Here is a 17,999-nt window from a genome sequence, read left to right as displayed (position 1 = left end):
CATGAATCAGCAACATAATGTCGTGTCAATTCAATCGAATGGCACACATATTGACACTGCACGGGTTAAGTTTGTGCAAAGTAAGCACTGTGTACTACAAAGTCAAGAAGGTATTCATCATGCTCAGGTTGCTGCGAGCTGTTTATTGTCGCCTGCGGCTGGTGATTTAGTCTTAATTTGTAAAAGTCTAGATAGCACATTTATTCTTTCGATATTAGAACAAGCGACCGAACATGCACAAATTACCATTACTGGTGATTTAGAGATTGCAGTTAAAGGTCAACTCTCGATTAGTTCTTGTTCTGACCTTCATTTAAACAGTGAAAGCGACCTAAAACAATCGGCTAAAAATCTTGTACAAACTTCAGAGCAACACTCTATGACTGCTGAGCAGCTCAATGTATCAACAATTAGTACCGTCTTTTCAACTAAAGAGGCGCAAATGCATGCCCAGCAGTGCCATTGTTTTATAGATAGGATGTACCAAAAAGCAGATCAAGTGATGCGCTGGGTTGAAACAATTGAGACCGCGCATATTGGTAACTTTGTTCAATCGATTAAACACACTTGGAATGCCCGTAGTCGTCAAACAATTATCACCGCTAAAGAAGATGTCAAAGTGGATGCACAGCGGATACATATGGGGTAGGTATGTTTGCAAAAACTCAAATGGGAGGAATGGATTTTGCGTTCCCTGACGTATGTTTAACACCTATTCCAAGCCCTGTCGGTCCGATACCGACACCGATCCCATATCCCAATATTGCAGTGCCAATGACAGCAATACCAAGTCAATTCAAAGTGTTAACTATGTGCATGCCAAATCATAACTTGATGACGATCACGCCAATGAGTAATGGTGATAATGCTGGGTTGATGATGAATCCCCTATCAGGCATGGTAATGGGGCCACAAAGGAATTTGTTTGGAAGTGTAAAAACATTAATTGGTGGCTTACCTGCAACTAAAATGCTCAGCCCATCAGGGCAAAATGGTGTGAGTCCTGGTGCATTTGGGATGAGTCTAGCACCAAGTCAAATTAAAGTATTAATTATGGCTTAGCGTCTATTAGGAAAGAGTATGAAAATCTCATTTGCAGTAAAACTGGGTATGCTGATGATTGTTTTAATGACAGCCTTAGTTGGCAGTATTTTAGTTTATTTTTATCAGTACTCCTTACAAACACTCCATAATGATTTAAAGCAATCTATAGGAGATGTGACCCGTACATCAGCATTTATATTTAAAGAAGAAGAGCGTGATATTATTGATACGCTAAAACAGCAACTTAATGCTGAACTTTCCGACAATTATCTAGACGTTGTCAATCAATTTAGCCAATTAGAAGAGGGTTCAACAGCATTATTATTGACGGAGTCACAATCGAATAAACTCCAAAACACACTTGATTTCCAATATATCGTTCAACTATTGAGACGAGTGCAAGAAGGGAGTCGTAATAGAATTCGTGCTCTTCAGTTGTTACCGCAAACTAACGTGTTAGATGATAATCCATCTCGGGCTGCTTGGGCTTATTTGATGGTCAAGGTACCAAATGTTTCACCCGATAAGGCGTTAATTTTTCTTGCAGATTCAAATTATGAAAAAGATAATTTTTCAGAAGCAGGCAATCCAATTGGTAACCTCTATCGAGCCCCTGAATTTTTTATTCAACCATTTAAAGGCGAAATAGGGGTCGCAGATAACTGGTATACCGATGAGTTTGGTACTGTATTAACGGCTGTCGTGCCAATAAAATCTGATAGTGGGGACGTTATTGCTATTTTGGGTATCGATTATGATGTAGGAGCATTTCAAGACCGCATCGAAAAACAAAAACGTATTAGTTGGACAGCATTTGCTGTGTCGTTAGGTTTGGCGTTTATCATTACCGGAATAATAACCGCTTGGGTATCAATTCCATTAACAAAATTAAAGTCAGGAGCTGAACAGCTCTCAATGCAAGACTTTAATCATCGCGTGATTATTAGAAGTAACGATGAATTCGGTGTCTTAGCCAATACATTGAATCAGGTCAGCCAAACGCTGGGGGAATTTACCAGTGATTTAGAAGCTATCGTTGCTGAACGAACCGCTCAGCTCACTAAAGCTAATGAAAAAGTCCAGCAATTAAATAGTATGCTAAGTGCTGAAAATAAGCACTTAGGTGCTGAAGTGGATAATTTGCTAGTCTTACGACAAAAATTTATGCCACATATTAACAGCCAATTGAGAATAGGTGATTATGAATTAAGTTTGAATCACCTCGCTTCGCGCAGTGTAGCTGGTGACTTTTGGCAAATTGTTTCTGATAAAGAACAACAAAAAATACTATTTTTTGGTCAAGTTTCAGGAGGAGGATTAGAGACCGCCTCGCTTACATTACAAATACAAAGCTTATTGCAGTACCAAAACGGCAACATTGAACATCGACTTCGAGGAGTCAACCAAATGGTTGTTGAGCAAAGTAAATTGTTAAACTCACAGTTTTTAGTGAAAATGCAAGCCATCCAATTTGATAAAGAAAGCTTAAAAATATGGGGCCAGTGCGAAGATCCCATCATATTTAATCAAAGTTGCGCAAAAGAAGTCACACTCTATACGGATAATTTTGTCTTAGGAATAAACAATAAGCTAGAACTAAAGGGACAAACAATTGAGTTACGAGCTGATGAAAATCTACTGATTTATTCATCGGGGTTTCGACAAGCGCTACTAAAATTATCTAAAAGGCAAGCTGATTATCAAAATGGACTAGAGCTGATTGTTGCATCAGGATTACGAAAAGAAACAGCACAACAAGTTCTTGAAAAATTAGGTAATCAACCTTGGTTTAGTGATTTTCAAAGTGATATTAGCTTCTTAAATATTCGCAGGGTAGGCTAATGGATACGAGTGATGTGAATTTTGAATTTGACAAAAATAACAACCGGATTTTGTTTAGTTCAGAATGTCGTTTATCAAGTATCGCGCAGCAAAATGAAGTTAAAACCATCCTTCATTACTTAACTAGAGAAGATATAAGCGTATTTACAATTGATCTGAGCTTGATTGAGGTACTGGATTTAAGTGCCGAATTATTTATTTATCAACTTCTTAAGTTGTTTAAAAAGAATAAAGATAAACGATTGGTTGTTCGATCGCGTGACGAGAATTACCAGCAGCGGAAACTTATACAAAATATACTTAAAATTGATGGTGGCATTCAATTAGAGTTTACTTGAGCTTTTTATATTTATTTTATAGTTAAAAAACAAGCACTTCAATATATAGTAAAAATTACAAATGTCTTGTACTGTGCTGTTAATCTAAAATTATACTTATTTTGAATAATCACAACTCAAAATTTTAGTATCACTCATTGATTTAATATCGGTTTAAATTGGGTGATGGTAAAAAAGTGCCTGATTAAAGGCACTTTAAATTTTTATGAAGAGTAAGAGAGATTAGTTTACTTTAAAACGCGCAACCAATTGCTCCAACTCTGCGACTTTTTCATCTAACTCTTTGGCGGAACTTGAGCCGACTTTCGTTTGAGCAACGGAATCATTGGCGATATCACTAATGGCTGTGATATCCCGAGAGATTTCCTGAGTTGCGAAAGATTGTTCATCACTTGCAGTGGCAATAGCGTGGATCATGGTATTGGCATCAATGGTTCTCTGGACAATTTTAGACAGTGCTTCACCAGCCTCATTTGCAAGCTTGACACCCACAGCGACTAATTCAGTCCCATCCCCCATCCGAGACACAGCTTGACGAGTTTCATTTTGTATTGAGCTAATTAGCGTGCCGACTTCTTTTGTTGCTTTAGATGTACGCTCTGCTAACCCTCTGACTTCATCAGCAACGACGGCGAACCCTCGGCCTAATTCTCCGGCTCGCGCTGCTTCAATTGCCGCATTTAGAGCCAATAAGTTTGTCTGTTCTGCAATATCGTTAATAACTTTAATAACATCGCCAATTTCTTCACCTCTTCGACCAAGGCTGTCTACTGTGGTCGCTGTCTCATTGACCACTTCAGCGATACGATTGATCCCATTAACTGTTTCTTGCATAAGACGACCCCCTTCTTGGGCCTCTTCGCCAGCCTTTTGTGACGTTGATGCTGCATCAGCACTTTGTGCGGCCACTTCTTTAACTGTAATACTCATTTCTTCAACGGCTGCAGCAATAAGGTGCGCTTTGTCAGCCTGCGATTGACTACCTTGCACAACTTGAGAACTCGATTCTTCGACCTGTGCTGTACTGGCCGCTACTTGATTGGCGACGTTTGAAATCTGCTTGATAAGATCTTTTAAGGAACGTTGCATTTCGTCCACAGAGCGCGATAAATCGCCTAATTCATCCGTGCGACTATCATTAATCAGTTGTGAGGTTAAATCGCCATGCGCAATAGATTTCGCTTTAGCAGATATAACATCAAGCCGTGTTTTTATCATGCTTGATATTTTCCAAGCAACGGTGCAACCAACGGCTAACACGACCACTGCATTAATAAGTAACCATAAAATAACATTGTCGACATTTTGATTTAACGACGCGAGAGCTGACGTTGCATCAACTTCTTCTTCTTTGGCTGAATCTTGCAGTATTTTTTGCAAAGGAGTGACTAATTCGTGCTCTAGGGTGTCTATAAGGGTAATCGCAGCTGCCTTATTTTTTGGGTTGTATTTTCCAAATACCTCTTGAGCCGTCGTTTTTATTTCTTCGTAATAGTCTTCAATTTTTTGTATGTTCACTAACTCATTCGGTTTCTGCTCTAGGGGTTTGATGAGTGTTAGATATGATTGAAAGGAGTCTGAATCTTTTTTAAAAGCAGCTTTTGCATCAGGATCTCCTGCAATATAGGCATTTAATGATGAGAGCATATCGCCAGCTTCATCAACCAACTCAAGATAGTACCTGACTCCCGGTAAGTCATCGTTTAGAGATTCTTGTAAATCAGTGGTTTTATAAGCATCGTTAAATTCTTCTTCTTTTAAGTTATCGAGAAGCGTTTCTAGGGGATGGCCAACATTTTTTGTGAGATCCTTTACTCGTTGAATTGCTGTTTGCTCCCTAAGTGGTGAATATTTAGCAAACACTTCGGAATTTAGCTGTTTAATATAACTATCAGCAAGAGATTCTATTTTGACCATTTTATCGCGATCAGATTGTTTCGCAGATTCTAAAGGTACCAATTCAGAAAAGGCCTTAGCAAAGGCTTGCTTATTTTTAGCAAATGAGACTTTTTCGTCTTCTTCACCATTTAAATATTCCAGTGCATTGGTTTGAATCGCGCTTATTTTGTCAGACACGTTTAAGTAGGCCAAAACACCTGGCACATCATCTTTTGCAATCTCTTGTGCAATTTTTGCAGATTCAGTGACAATTGACCAAACAATGAGGGCGAGAATTAAGGTTATAGCGACTATTGACCCGAATCCCAGATAGAGTGATTGTGATACTTTTAGGTTCATAAGGGGCTCACGTATAAAATGTATTAAAACAATCCGTTACTAAACCGCTTTTTCCATTAGGTTGAAAAACCAGTGTAAAGTATGGTTAAAAAATAACTATTTTGCATAATTAATTAAGTTTTGAATGTGTATAGTATTTTTCGAGATAATCGAGCCATAAGGGACTGGTCTGAATGTCATTTATAACAGGTTGAATTGTGTTTATCACATCTTGGAATGATTTAGGGGCTAAAATTCTCCGGCTATATTCATCATGGGGTGTATTGGCAAAAAAAAGCTGACCTTGCCAACTGTTGCGGGTAATTAAATATAATAAAGTTGATTCGCTGACAATTCCTGCATCAGCACGTTTTTTTAATACCATTTCAACGACTTCGTATTCACCAATCGTATCTTCGCGAGTAATTTTACCTGATTCTACTAATGGGTCTATCCCAAAATACTTAAAGCCCCTCACCCCGGCGAGCCGTTTATTTAAAAGTGAGTTTGGATACTCATACTCAATGGGTTTAGTTGCGGATGAAATGACTAAATCTCGGTCTTGATAAAAGGAGGCTGACCATAAAAACAATGTTTCATTTTTATCATTAAACCAAATTGGATTTACCCCAATAACTAAGCCATCTAGTTTATTATTTGACAAATAGCGGTCTAGTCGTTTGCGAGGGAGAAAAACGGTATGGAATTCATACTTATTTTGTTTTAAATTAAGATATGTTGCGAGATCATAATACAGCCCTTTCTCGTTCGCGATATCTACGATAAAGGGCGGTTTTAAATGGTAAGCGTACAAAGTGATCAGTTGTTTCTCAAGCGCATTAATGGCGCTTGAAAATATACATAATACAAGTAGGGCAATTTGTTTCAAAATTAGGCTCAACAATTGATTATTTAATCATGATAGATGAAAATTCATACAAATGAGAGATTTTCATTTCTATATCTTATTATTCAGAGCCTTATATCTGTTACTGCTTCTTTGTATCTTGGCTTAAAATTGAGAGTGCAACGGCTTCGGCCACTTTAATTCCATCGATGCCCGCAGACAAAATTCCGCCCGCATATCCTGCCCCTTCACCTGCAGGGAAGAGCCCTTTAACATTGATACTTTGGAATTCTTTATTTCGTTTAATACACACAGGTGACGATGTGCGGGTTTCAACACCGGTTAGTAATCCATCTGAGCTCGCGAAGCCTTTAATTTGCTTGTTAAAAGCCGGAATAGCTTCACGTATGGCTGCAATGGCGTAATCGGGTAAAACAGTCGACAGATCGGTCAGTGTAATACCCGGTGTGTATGAAGGTTGGACATCACCTAACTCAGCAGAAGTCCGTCCCTTTAAGAAGTCACCAATTTTTTGTGCTGGGGCGTTATAATCACTGCCACCTAACACAAAGGCTTGTTTCTCGAGTTGGCGCTGTAGTTCAATCCCTGCGAGTGGGTGGCCGGGATAATCTTCATCAGGTGCAATGCCTACGACTATCGCACTGTTTGCATTTCGCTCGTTGCGAGAGTATTGACTCATACCATTAGTCACTACTTGTCCGAGTTCTGATGTTGCTGCAACAACGGTTCCGCCGGGACACATACAAAAGCTATACACAGTTCGCCCATTATCACAGTGATGAACAAGTTTGTAATCCGCGGCGCCTAAAATCGGGTTACCTGCATTCTCGCCAAAGCGACATTCATCAATCATAGATTGTTTATGCTCGATTCTAAACCCGACCGAAAAAGGCTTCGCTTCCATATAAACATCACGATTATGGAGCATTTCAAAGGTATCACGGGCACTGTGTCCGACAGCAAGCACCACGTGTTTACTGTGAAGTGTGTCTCCGTTTGAGAGTTTTAACGCGGTAATCTGGTTATGACTGACTTCGATGTCATCCACACGGGTGCTAAAGCGGATTTCGCCACCCAATTCGATGATTTCAGCACGCATTTTTTCAATCATATTAACTAATTTAAATGTACCTATATGAGGTTTGCTGACATACAAAATCTCTTCAGGCGCACCTGCAGCAACGAATTCATTGATTACTTTACGGCCGTAATGTTTGGGATCTTTGACTTGACTGTATAACTTTCCATCCGAAAAAGTTCCTGCGCCACCTTCACCAAATTGGACGTTTGATTCGATGTCGAGAGTACGCTTTCGCCAAAAACCGAAAGTATCTTTGGTACGATCTCTGACTGCTTTTCCGCGCTCGAGAATAATGGGTTTAAAGCCCATTTGTGCAAGTACAAGTCCTGCAAATAATCCGCATGGGCCAAACCCGATGACCACTGGACGCTCAGTCAGATTATCTGGTGCAACCCCGACAAATTTATATGTAGTATCTGGTGCTATCTTTACATGAGGATCTTTATGAAATGACTTTAATAATTGTTCTTCATTTTCTACATCGATATCAAGGGTGTAAATTAATAAGATATTTGATTTCTTACGTGCATCATAACCACGTTTAAATACATTGAAATGACGTAAAGCACTTTCTTCAATACCAAGTTTGCTAATAATAGCGTTAGGAAGCGCAGCTTCGTCATGATCTAACGGCAGTTTTATTTCAGTTAAACGGATCATAAAGTCTCAATCAATAAAGGTGTCTTAGCGCAAAAATGTCGAGCGCTCACAATAGCGATGTATTTTACGTCAACTCAGTACCACTGTCATGGTGCAAGCATGGTTTAAAATAAAAAATCGCCATTAAGCGAGAATATCAGCTATTGTATTTTAGTTAAGGATGCGTATGATCACCCGCTGTTTAAAAGTATGTAAGGCAAAAGGTACAATGGCATTTATCGTTGGAGATAATTGTATTAAATGTAAATACACAGATTGTGTTGCAGTCTGCCCTGTAGATGCATTTTTTGAAGGGCCAAATTTTTTAGCTATTAGTCCAATTATTTGTATCGATTGTGGTTTATGTGAACCCGAGTGCCCTGCGCAGGCAATCTTTCAAGAAGACGCGTTGCCTGAAGATCAACAAGAATTTATTGAATTAAATGCCGAGTTAGCTGAAGTTTGGCCGAATATCACAGAAGTAAAAGCTGCACCAAAAGATGCAGACAAATGGAATGGTGTTAAAAATAAACTTCATTTGATAGAAACATAAATAAAGCGCTAATAGCTTTATTTATGTTCTAAAAATATTATCTAAAATAATCCCTGTTGCCATAGCCACATTAAGAGATTCAGCATGACCGAATGCGGGAATGGTTATTTTATGGCTCACATGTTGTCCAGCATCTGCGCCAATTCCATGAGATTCACTCCCCATTAGCAAAATACCAGGTTGGTTAAACTGAGTCTGATGGACATTCTCTCCACCTAAATATGCACCATATATCGGTTGTGGACTATCAGCCAAAAATTTTGGCAGATCAACTTGCGTGACAGAGACTCTTGAAAAGGAACCCATGGTTGCACTGATTGTTTTCGGATTATATGGATCTGCACAGGCTTCGCTGGCAATAATGTGATTGATTCCATACCAATCTGCAACGCGAATAATCGTACCTAAATTACCCGGATCAGACACTCCATCAAGGGCGATAAGCCACTGAGTATCACTCGGCAACTTCTGAGTCGGTATGTTCACAATCGCGATCGCTGCATTATTACTCACTAAGGTACTGGCCTTTGCCAGAGCCGTCTCATCAGTTTGGATAAAAGGAATGTTCGCTAACTTTTCCTGATGTGTGTGCGCAAACGCTTCAGTGAGAAAAAGAGAGTGGATCACTAAGGGTGTATCAAACAGCTCCAGAACATTTTTTTCGCCTTGAACGAGAAACAACTGATGCTGTTTTCGGTATTTTTTTTGCGACAAAGCGCGCAGTAGCTTAAGTTGATTTTTAGAAATCATGCATATTTTCCAGATAAATTCACCCTCATTATACCAATAAAAGCTTCAAGACAGAAAGCGAAGAGACACGTTTAGCACCATCGATCCGTTGTTGAACTTGATCACACGGTTCCACACATAGCTTTGCGCTTGTTTAACGCATAAAAATTAGAGCGAGTAATCTAATTATCAATAGATTGTCACTCAAAAGTCACACAGAGCAACTAGCATCATCGACAATAAAATTGCTAGCACTTTATCTAAAAAGGAAATTTTCATGGCTCGTATGCCTATAATCCGCACATTATCGCTCTCAATCGCTGCGGTTTTATCATCGCAAGCACAGTCTAGCTCAGCTGATGAAATCGAAGAGGTCTCAGTTGTGGCGAAAAGAATATCGTATTCAAATCATCAAATTGATACGTCCATGGCTCAACAACACAATACAGTTAGTAGTGTTTTAGGTTTGATTGATAATTTACCAGGGATCAGTATTAATGAAGGAGATGCATTTGGTGGCGATGATTGGTCAACTTCAATTACGATGCGAGGGTTTTCAATTGATGGTAATCAGCAACAACTTGGAATGACCATTGATGGGATCCCAAACGGGGGCTCAAATTACGGAGGTGGAGCGAAAGCCAATCGCTATCTAGACACTGAAAATCTAGCCACTGTCGAAGTTGGACAAGGGACGACTGATTTGGCATCGGCATCCTTAGAAGCATTGGGTGGTACATTTAATTTCGTAAGCCGTGACCCATCTCATCAGCAATCCACAACTCTGGCTTTTACCCAGGGCGATCATGATGCCAGTCGATACTTTATACGTCATGAAACAGGGCAATTATTCGGTCACACTCAGGCCTATTTAAGTTATTCGCAAACACAAACAAGTCGCTGGATTGGAGAAGGAAGTAATGGCGGAGCACAGAAACAACATGCGGAATTCAAATTTATTTCTGACTTTGAACGGTTAAGCATTACAGGTCGTTTCTCTTATGATGATGTTGAAGAAGATAATTATAACAGTGTATCGATCTCACAATTTAAACAAAGCCCAGATTGGGATCAACTGACGTGGAATTGGACAGGTGTGCCGCATTTTGATCAAATGTTTGCTGAAGGTTGGTCAACCCTGCGAGAGAATACACTGGCTTATGTAAAGTTTGATTTAGCGCTTTCTCGCACAGCATCACTGACACTGACTCCTTACTTACATAAAAATAGCGGTCGAGGAGATTGGATCCCGCCTTATTTAGTGAACGCTATTGATGAAAATGGCCTTCCAACTAGCATCGGCGGTGAAATACAAAGCAAATATGGCTTTACTGATCCCCAAGGCAATCCGTTAACTCCTGACTCCGAATGTGAGTCGAGCTATGCTTGGCCGTGGGAATCTGGGCCGTTACTGCACCGTGATTGCTACGCAGCTGACGCAGTCCCCGTTATGTCTTATCGCCATACTCATTACAAAAAAGATCGCGCGGGAATGTTGGCTGATTACCAATTCGTGCTCGAAAATCACGATATCAGACTGGGTCTTTGGTATGAAGACGATGAGCGAACAGAGTCTAGAGATTGGCATAAAGTGATAGATGCACGTGTTTATCATCATTTTGATAGCACTCCTTACTGGATACAGTACAAAAATGCCTTTAACACCGACACGCTCAAAGTCTACCTGCAAGATAGTATCACTCTATCAGATTTGACAGTTAATTTAGGTGCTCAGAAATATTGGGTGGATATCGAAAAGCAAGATAAATTTGGTTTCTCTCCTAAAACGACAGTGAATAGTGATTCAGAGGTATTAGTCAGTGTTGGTGCGATTTATCAGGTATCGGATCAACTAGAGATGTTTGCAGGATTTAGTGAGAATTTTGCAGCGATAAAAAATGAAGTACTTGAAAGAGAGGCTTCTTCGTTATCTGATATTAAACCTGAAACAGCCGACAACATTGATTTAGGGATCCGGTTTAATAATTTAGACTGGCAAGTCAGTGCGACAGCTTACGCCATTGAGTTTGATAATCGCATTACATTTATAGCACCTGGCAGTGATACAGGTGGTATTGACTATACAGTTGGCACTAACGGCCAATATATTAATGTTGGTGGAATTGAGTCTAAAGGTTTAGAACTGAGCGCTAAATATCAAGCTAATCAGCACCTAAGCTTTTATAGTTCGTTTACACATAATGACTCAACGTATGTAGGTAACGTACCCGGATTTAAAGCTGGTGAAAAAGTCATCGACTCAATTGATGAGATGTTGGTGCTATCGACTGATTATTCAAAGGGGGATATGCACGTCGGTTTATCGGCTAAATATACCGGAGAGAGGGGACAAGCAACGAGCTATACGTTAGTTGATTTTAATTTAGGTTACAGCAAAGCGATCGATGACGGAATATTCAACTCAGTTGATATCGCTTTTGTCGTCAACAATCTGTTTGATAAGCGTTATTTAGCAACAGGCACTGGCACCGGGGAGACTTACTTTATTGGCGGCCCGCGAACGGCCACTCTGACGTTTTCTGCTAACTTTTAAGTGAGACAGCTCTATTGAGGCCAGTGTGTACAGCATTGGCCTAATTTAACGTGATTCTGTTTGGATACGCTATTTTGTGAAATTTGCTATTTAATCGTCATTTTAACTAAAAACATTAAAAGCGGTGAATAAGTTAAATTGTAACTAACTGTTTATAAAGGATATAATTAATGGCATTTCCCTTGCTATAATCTAGCCACATTTAACTACTACTTTATGGAAAAATTATAAATGAAAGTACGATTACTTCTTAGTGCCTTGGTTGCATCGACCTTATTAAGCGGTTGTGTGGTTGCTGTTTCTGATGGCGAAGTGGATGGTCACTGGGCTTCTTCAGATACCAGTGCTTGGCAAAAAGCACATAAACAGAATAGAGATAAAATCGCCAATTTACAGCTGAGCCAATCTTACCAGACCGTTTTAAATACCATGGGCACCCCAAATTTTTCAGAATTCGTCACAAAAGAACAAGTGAATTACCAAGTCCTTTTTTATGCCACACACAGTATTCATTCTGATGGAAAAATGACTAAAGATGAATGTACACCATTAGTTTTTAAAGATGGAGAGTTAGTCGGTTGGGGTGAAGCGGCCTACAAACCCATTTTATAATAATCGACATAAAAATAGCGCCTAACAGAGTTAGGCGCTATTTTGTTTGCTTCAAGGGAAGTGTATTTGAAGTGGGTTAGCGAGCGTTGGTGCTCTCAAAAATTTTATCCGCAGAGGCAGCAACAAAGCCCGTATAAAGTTCACCATTGGCCATCGGATAACGTAATGCAAACTCATAAAAACAACTCGGTACAGACATTGATTGGTCACTAAATTGCACATCATAATCATCAGCAAGGGTAGAAGATTGCTCTAGTAATACCTCGGGTGAACCTTTTATCTCGCCGCCAGAAGTATTGAGTGAAAATCCAGCTTGTTTAAGAGCATCATTTACACTTTCAATTGTCGAAAAATTAGTAAGCTCATTGATATTCACTGTAAAATGGTTAGCACGATAGCCCCATGCTGACATCCACGCCGCGTATTCGCTTTCAGCTAGCAGTGATTGATAAGTTTTTGAATCAACCTGCCAATGGGTTCCTGAATATAAAAAGTTATCAGCAGCGACCGCTTGCTCGTCGATTTGATCAACCATGCCATGAACGATTGCTTGCAGTTCAGCAGAGCATTGGTCTATTAATAACTCAGAGATGAACACTTTAGGTTGCTTTGGATCACTGTGTTCAAAATGTTTCGCATACAGTTTTTTCGCTTCAAAATGGTATTCACCACACTCTTTATAACCTACGGCTAAAAAATGAGCTGCGAGTTTTTCTAAGCCGACTTTTTCAATGTTGAAAGTACGCAGTGCAATGTGATCATTAATTATGTCGTCTTGCTGAGTTGAGCCGAGTAGTTGATGTACTTTGACTGCAGAAGGGGTGACCGCTAAATAATTTTGCCATAGATTGTCAAATAAAGCGTTTACATCGTTATGCATAATATAAAACCTTTTAAATAAGGTAGGGAGCACCTACCTGATTGTTAATTATTTAATAGCGTGGCTATTATTCTAGTGTTAAACCCGGCGCAAGGTTAGTGGGTAAAGTCACTGACGGTGCTTCAACCGACGAAACGGGGTAAGCACAGTAATCAGCAGCATAAAACGCACTTGCTCGGTGATTGCCACTGGCTCCAATCCCACCAAAAGGGGCCGCACTAGAGGCGCCTGTGATGGGACGATTCCAATTAACAATACCTGCACGAATACGTTTGAAAAAATGATCATAATCAGATTGAGCATCAGCTAATAATCCCGCCGATAAACCAAATGACGTGTTGTTCGCTTCGTTAATAGCATGGTCGAAGTCAGTGTAACGGTAGACTTTCAATAAAGGACCAAAATGCTCTTCATCAGGTAAATTAGTAACAGATGTCACATCAATGATCCCTGGTGTAACAAAGCCGGTACCCGCCTGAAGATGGCGCATTTCGATCAGTGATTGTCCACCCAATACTTGAATTTCTTTTTGTGCCGCGAGCATGCCTAGCGCTGCTTTCTCAGAAATCATGGATCCCATAAAAGGTTGGGGCTCGGCAAACGAATCACCAATTAGTATGTCATGGGTAGCTGAAATTAATTTCGCTAAAATTTGGTCACCATTTGCATCGTTCGCTATGAAAATGCGACGTGAACAGGTACACCGCTGACCTGAAGTCACAAATGCAGATTGGATAATATCGTGTACCGCAGCATTTATATCAGCCACATCCTTGATAATGAGCGGGTTATTACCACCCATTTCTAAGGCTAAAATTTTACCAGGGTGACCTGCAAACTGTCGATGAAGTAAGTGACCTGTATTTGAACTGCCCGTAAAGAACAAACCATCAATTTCGGAATTACCCGCCAGTGCTTTACCTGTTTCAAGCTCACCTTGTACCAGATTTAATACGCCAGCTGGTAATCCCGCTTTTTGCCAAAGTTGAACGGTAAACTCAGCAACCATCGGCGTCATTTCAGAGGGCTTAAATACCACCGTATTACCAGCTAATAGGGCCGGTACAATATGGCCATTCGGTAAATGACCCGGGAAGTTATACGGGCCAAATACCGCGACTACACCATGTGGCTTGTGACGAATAAAAGCTTTTGCACCTGGCATTGGATTTTCGACGATGCCTGTACGCTCTTGATTTGCGCGGATAGAAATAGCCACTTTACCAATCATTGCCCCAACTTCAGTACGGGTTTCCCAAAGTGGTTTTCCGGTCTCTTTGGCTATGATGATAGCCAGCGTTTCGGTGTTCGCCTTTAGCTGTTCTGCAAATGCTTCAAAGATAGTCACTCGATGCTCAAATGAGGTGTCTGACCACTGATAAAAAGCATGACGAGCAGCAGAAATAGCTTGATTAACTTGCTCTGCGTTAGCACCTGCACCTTGCCATAATACTTCGCCATTGGCTGGGTTGAGTGATTGAAAATGAGGACCGAGGCCTTCAACCCATTGATTGTTTATAAATTGGATCGGAAAATTCATACTGGCTCCTAGTTAAATTTGCAAAAGCGAACAAGATCGCCAGAGGAAAGATTCAATGCATCGGCAATTGCTGCAGATACAAATAGTGTGTGGGCATGTGCATCATATTGGACGTGATTGCTGACGGTCGCTCGAAAATCTTCAATGCCATGATTACACACAGCATAGGCACATGCTGTTTCAACGTCTGCGATTTGAATGGGGGCGACGATAGAATCTCTGACCGTTTTAATATTATTAAGTTTGGCTTCGACAGTGGGCCCTGCATCAAAAAGATCAACATAACCGCGATGCTCAAACCCTTCTTTTTCGAGTAATCGTAATGCTGGTTTTGTCTTAGCATGCACTTGGCCTATTACTGCCTGTGCTTCGTGGCTGAGTAAATTGGCATAGATAGGAAATTTGGGCATCAATTCGGAAATAAATACTTTATTTCCGACGCCTATTAGGTGATCGGCTGTTGGGAAATCAATACTGAAAAAATGTTCTTGTAACCACTGCCAAAAAGGCGAATGACCGTCTTTATCAGACACACCTCGCATTTCGGCGATGACTGTATCAGAAAAGCGTTCGGGGTGATCAGCCATGAACAAGAATCGAATGCGAGACAGCAGGCGTCCTGCATGCCCTTTTCGGTAGTCTTCGTGAAGAAACAATGTACAAATTTCGCTTGCACCGGTGTAATCGTTACACATAGTCAATGTTTCGACAGTATTGTACACATTCAGAGTGGGCGAATGATGGACTGTTTTACCACGGTGATAATGGTAAAGAGGTACAGATAAACCAACGGATGCTTCAATTGCTGTGGTGCCAATGATTTTATTTGTTTTGCAATCTTCGAGTACAAACAAGTAACCTTGATCTCCCGGGCTGGTTACAGCTTGTTTAAAGCTTTCTTCAGAGCGGGTAATTTTATTCAATAGGATGTCATCATTCACAGGGAGTGAGGTAAACCCATGACCTGAGTCGATGGCTATTTGCTTTAGTGCTGCAAAATCAGTCTGTTTTATGGGGCGAATTACTTGCATTATTTGACTCTTATTAAAATGGGTGGCGATACGCCACCCACACGATTAGCCATTTACTACGTGTGCGACTGCTTTTTCAAAGCGTGCTAGGCCTTCAATAATGTCTTCTTTAGGGATCACAAGTGAAGGAGTAAAGCGTACGACGTCTGTTCCAGCCACTAAGCTCATTAAGCCTTGCTCAGTTGATGCAACAAGGAAATCACGCGCTCGTCCTGCATAATCAGTATTCAAAACTGCGCCTAGTAACAGACCTTTACCACGTATTTCACTGAATACATTATATTTTTCATTGATTCGTGCGAATCCATCACGGAACATTTGTTCACGCTCTTTCACGCCTTCTAATACTTCTTGTGTATTCACTGTATCAAAAGCGGCTTCTGCAACAGCACATGCTAGCGGGTTACCACCGTATGTCGAACCATGAGTGCCCACTTTTAAATGAGCCGCAATTGCAGTGGTGGTGATCATTGCACCAATAGGAAAACCACCACCCAAGGCTTTAGCAGTCGTTAAAATATCAGGGGTGACATTCAGCCCTTGATAGGCATATAGGTCACCCGTACGACCAACGCCTGTTTGAACCTCATCAAAAATCAATAAAGCATTATGTTTTGTACATAATGCTCTGACTGCTTGAATAAACTCAGAGCTCGGAGAAATGATGCCACCTTCACCTTGTAAAGGCTCCATCATCACGGCGCATGTTTTATCACTGATCAAGGCTTCAAATGCGGCTAAGTCGTTATAATCACAATGTGAAATATCAGCTGGCTTTGGACCAAAACCATCAGAGTAGGCCGCTTGGCCACCAACGGTGACAGTAAAAAATGTGCGGCCGTGGAAGCCTTTATTGAAAGCGATAATATGTGTTTTTTCTGCACCATAAACGTCAAGTGCATAACGGCGGGCTAATTTTAAAGCTGCTTCATTGGCTTCAGCGCCTGAGTTTGCAAAGTAAACCTTATCTGCAAATGTTGCATCAGTGATTTTTTTTGCAAGACGCAGTGCCGGCTCATTGGTCATGACATTCGATAAATGCCAAATCTTCTCGCCTTGCTCTTTTAATGCGTGAACTAACGCTGGGTGACAATGACCTAAGCAATTAACGGCAATACCACCGGCAAAATCGATAAACTCTTTGCCGTTTTGATCCCAAACACGAGAGCCGCTCCCCTTGACAGGGATAACTGCTGAAGGAGCATAATTTGGAACCATAACATCATCAAATAGAGCGCGTGTGACTTGCATATATATTACCTTTTTGTTGTCTAAGAGAAGGTTGAGGTTGGACGGTTTTTGTTCATACTAAAATGCATGACGGGCACCTCAAACACAGCATTATTGTTATTTATTCATTATCAGGCCTGTTTATGTCAAAGTGCAGTGCCAAATTGTAAGTTTTGATAGTATTATTTATCAAAATAACCAATTTGGCTTTCATTATGATAAGTGAGAACGATCAAACCTTACTTTCTTTACTACGAACAAATGCGCGAATGAGTATTTCTGATTTAGCCCGCGCCTTGGGCGTTTCTCGTTCAACTGTACAAAATCGCATCAGTCGCTTAGAACAAACAGGGGTAATAAAGGGCTATGTTTTAGAGTATGGAAATCAATATCTCAGCGAACAAGTGGCTGCGCATGTGTCTATCAAGGTAAAGCAAAAACTAACCACAAAGACCAATCTAGAACTCAAGCAGCTTAGCCAGATAAGTGCACTTTATGCTATTAGCGGTGAGCACGATTTAATTGCGATTGTGCAAGCTCAATCACTCGAACAATTAAGTAAAATTCTTGATGATATCGGTAACTTAGATGGCGTTGAGCGTACGAACTCATCGGTTATTCTAGAAACAAAATTTAAACGCTAGATTTATAAAATTTAATTGTTTTAATTTTATCTTTGTTGCGAAAAAGCTGAGAGTGGCGTTATGGCCATTTTTATTTTTAAGTTTTTGTTTTAATGCTAGTTAACTGGTTTATTTTTATGTTTTAAAACCATAGAAAAACATTTACGTAACAGATGTAAAATCATTATTGCGGTCATTACATTAAATATATAAATGTT

The 17,999-nt window shown here is 40.2% G+C and carries 16 protein-coding genes; 8 read left to right on the top strand and 8 right to left on the bottom strand.

Going from position 1 to position 17,999, the window contains the following annotated elements; all coding sequences use genetic code 11:
- Nucleotide 1: 1 nt before the first annotated feature.
- Genes AC3KVK_RS17215 through AC3KVK_RS17200 form a run of 4 tightly spaced genes read left to right on the top strand, consistent with a single transcriptional unit; the run spans nucleotide 2 to nucleotide 3,224 of the window.
- Nucleotides 2–649 carry a DUF3540 domain-containing protein gene (locus AC3KVK_RS17215; RefSeq protein WP_490310428.1) on the top strand — a complete coding sequence of 216 codons (648 nt, stop codon included), beginning with the start codon at nucleotides 2–4 and terminating at the stop codon, nucleotides 647–649.
- 2 nt (nucleotides 650–651) lie between these two features.
- Nucleotides 652–1,062 (top strand): DUF4150 domain-containing protein, encoded by a 411-nt coding sequence (locus AC3KVK_RS17210; protein WP_490310429.1) that lies wholly within the window; start codon nucleotides 652–654, stop codon nucleotides 1,060–1,062.
- Between the two features lie 18 nt (nucleotides 1,063–1,080).
- On the top strand, nucleotides 1,081–2,886 hold the full coding sequence (locus AC3KVK_RS17205) for a HAMP domain-containing protein (RefSeq protein ID WP_490310430.1): 1,806 nt from the start codon (nucleotides 1,081–1,083) through the stop codon (nucleotides 2,884–2,886).
- Nucleotides 2,886–3,224: a hypothetical protein gene (locus AC3KVK_RS17200; protein WP_490310431.1), complete on the top strand. Its 339-nt coding sequence runs from the start codon at nucleotides 2,886–2,888 to the stop codon at nucleotides 3,222–3,224. Before AC3KVK_RS17205 ends, AC3KVK_RS17200 begins: the two co-directional genes overlap by 1 nt.
- Nucleotides 3,225–3,446: 222 nt before the next feature.
- Here AC3KVK_RS17200 and AC3KVK_RS17195 read toward each other — a convergent pair whose 3' ends face one another.
- The 3 genes from AC3KVK_RS17195 to AC3KVK_RS17185 form a co-directional block, all read right to left on the bottom strand.
- The gene (locus tag AC3KVK_RS17195) at nucleotides 3,447–5,462 is read right to left on the bottom strand and encodes a methyl-accepting chemotaxis protein (protein WP_490310432.1); all 2,016 of its coding nucleotides are present in this window, start codon (nucleotides 5,460–5,462) and stop codon (nucleotides 3,447–3,449) included.
- 109 nt (nucleotides 5,463–5,571) lie between these two features.
- Nucleotides 5,572–6,330 carry a substrate-binding periplasmic protein gene (locus tag AC3KVK_RS17190; protein ID WP_490310433.1) on the bottom strand — a complete coding sequence of 253 codons (759 nt, stop codon included), beginning with the start codon at nucleotides 6,328–6,330 and terminating at the stop codon, nucleotides 5,572–5,574.
- Between the two features lie 100 nt (nucleotides 6,331–6,430).
- Nucleotides 6,431–8,050: an NAD(P)/FAD-dependent oxidoreductase gene (locus AC3KVK_RS17185; RefSeq protein ID WP_490310434.1), complete on the bottom strand. Its 1,620-nt coding sequence runs from the start codon at nucleotides 8,048–8,050 to the stop codon at nucleotides 6,431–6,433.
- Between the two features lie 208 nt (nucleotides 8,051–8,258).
- Here AC3KVK_RS17185 and fdxA point away from each other — a divergent pair, with 208 nt between their 5' ends.
- Entirely contained in the window at nucleotides 8,259–8,582 is a 324-nt protein-coding gene (gene fdxA, locus AC3KVK_RS17180) for a ferredoxin FdxA (RefSeq protein WP_490310674.1), read from the top strand.
- 21 nt (nucleotides 8,583–8,603) lie between these two features.
- Here fdxA and AC3KVK_RS17175 read toward each other — a convergent pair whose 3' ends face one another.
- Nucleotides 8,604–9,332 (bottom strand): TrmH family RNA methyltransferase, encoded by a 729-nt coding sequence (locus AC3KVK_RS17175; RefSeq protein WP_490310436.1) that lies wholly within the window; start codon nucleotides 9,330–9,332, stop codon nucleotides 8,604–8,606.
- 256 nt (nucleotides 9,333–9,588) lie between these two features.
- Between AC3KVK_RS17175 and AC3KVK_RS17170 the strand changes: the two genes are divergently transcribed.
- Both AC3KVK_RS17170 and AC3KVK_RS17165 read left to right on the top strand, forming a co-directional pair.
- Nucleotides 9,589–11,865 carry a TonB-dependent receptor domain-containing protein gene (locus tag AC3KVK_RS17170; RefSeq protein ID WP_490310437.1) on the top strand — a complete coding sequence of 759 codons (2,277 nt, stop codon included), beginning with the start codon at nucleotides 9,589–9,591 and terminating at the stop codon, nucleotides 11,863–11,865.
- 231 nt (nucleotides 11,866–12,096) lie between these two features.
- Nucleotides 12,097–12,477: a DUF3192 domain-containing protein gene (locus tag AC3KVK_RS17165; protein WP_490310438.1), complete on the top strand. Its 381-nt coding sequence runs from the start codon at nucleotides 12,097–12,099 to the stop codon at nucleotides 12,475–12,477.
- A gap of 76 nt (nucleotides 12,478–12,553) precedes the next feature.
- On the opposite strand, the gene AC3KVK_RS17160 is transcribed toward AC3KVK_RS17165, so the two are convergent.
- The 4 genes from AC3KVK_RS17160 to AC3KVK_RS17145 all read right to left on the bottom strand — a co-directional run bounded on the left by AC3KVK_RS17160 (nucleotide 12,554) and on the right by AC3KVK_RS17145 (nucleotide 17,179).
- The gene (locus AC3KVK_RS17160; protein WP_490310439.1) at nucleotides 12,554–13,357 is read right to left on the bottom strand and encodes a DUF1338 domain-containing protein; all 804 of its coding nucleotides are present in this window, start codon (nucleotides 13,355–13,357) and stop codon (nucleotides 12,554–12,556) included.
- Between the two features lie 67 nt (nucleotides 13,358–13,424).
- A complete protein-coding gene (gene astD / locus AC3KVK_RS17155) occupies nucleotides 13,425–14,897 on the bottom strand; it encodes a succinylglutamate-semialdehyde dehydrogenase (RefSeq protein WP_490310440.1) in 1,473 nt (490 codons plus the stop codon).
- 8 nt (nucleotides 14,898–14,905) lie between these two features.
- Nucleotides 14,906–15,928, bottom strand: coding sequence for an arginine N-succinyltransferase (gene astA / locus AC3KVK_RS17150; protein ID WP_490310441.1), 1,023 nt, complete (start codon nucleotides 15,926–15,928; stop codon nucleotides 14,906–14,908).
- Between the two features lie 45 nt (nucleotides 15,929–15,973).
- Nucleotides 15,974–17,179 (bottom strand): aspartate aminotransferase family protein, encoded by a 1,206-nt coding sequence (locus AC3KVK_RS17145; protein WP_490310442.1) that lies wholly within the window; start codon nucleotides 17,177–17,179, stop codon nucleotides 15,974–15,976.
- A 194-nt stretch (nucleotides 17,180–17,373) separates the two neighbouring features.
- Between AC3KVK_RS17145 and AC3KVK_RS17140 the strand changes: the two genes are divergently transcribed.
- Nucleotides 17,374–17,802 carry an Lrp/AsnC family transcriptional regulator gene (locus AC3KVK_RS17140; RefSeq protein ID WP_490310443.1) on the top strand — a complete coding sequence of 143 codons (429 nt, stop codon included), beginning with the start codon at nucleotides 17,374–17,376 and terminating at the stop codon, nucleotides 17,800–17,802.
- Nucleotides 17,803–17,999: the final 197 nt, after the last annotated feature.

This window comes from Pseudoalteromonas sp. J2K-J979 (assembly GCF_058169715.2).
This window is presented reverse-complemented; position numbering and strand designations above follow the sequence as displayed.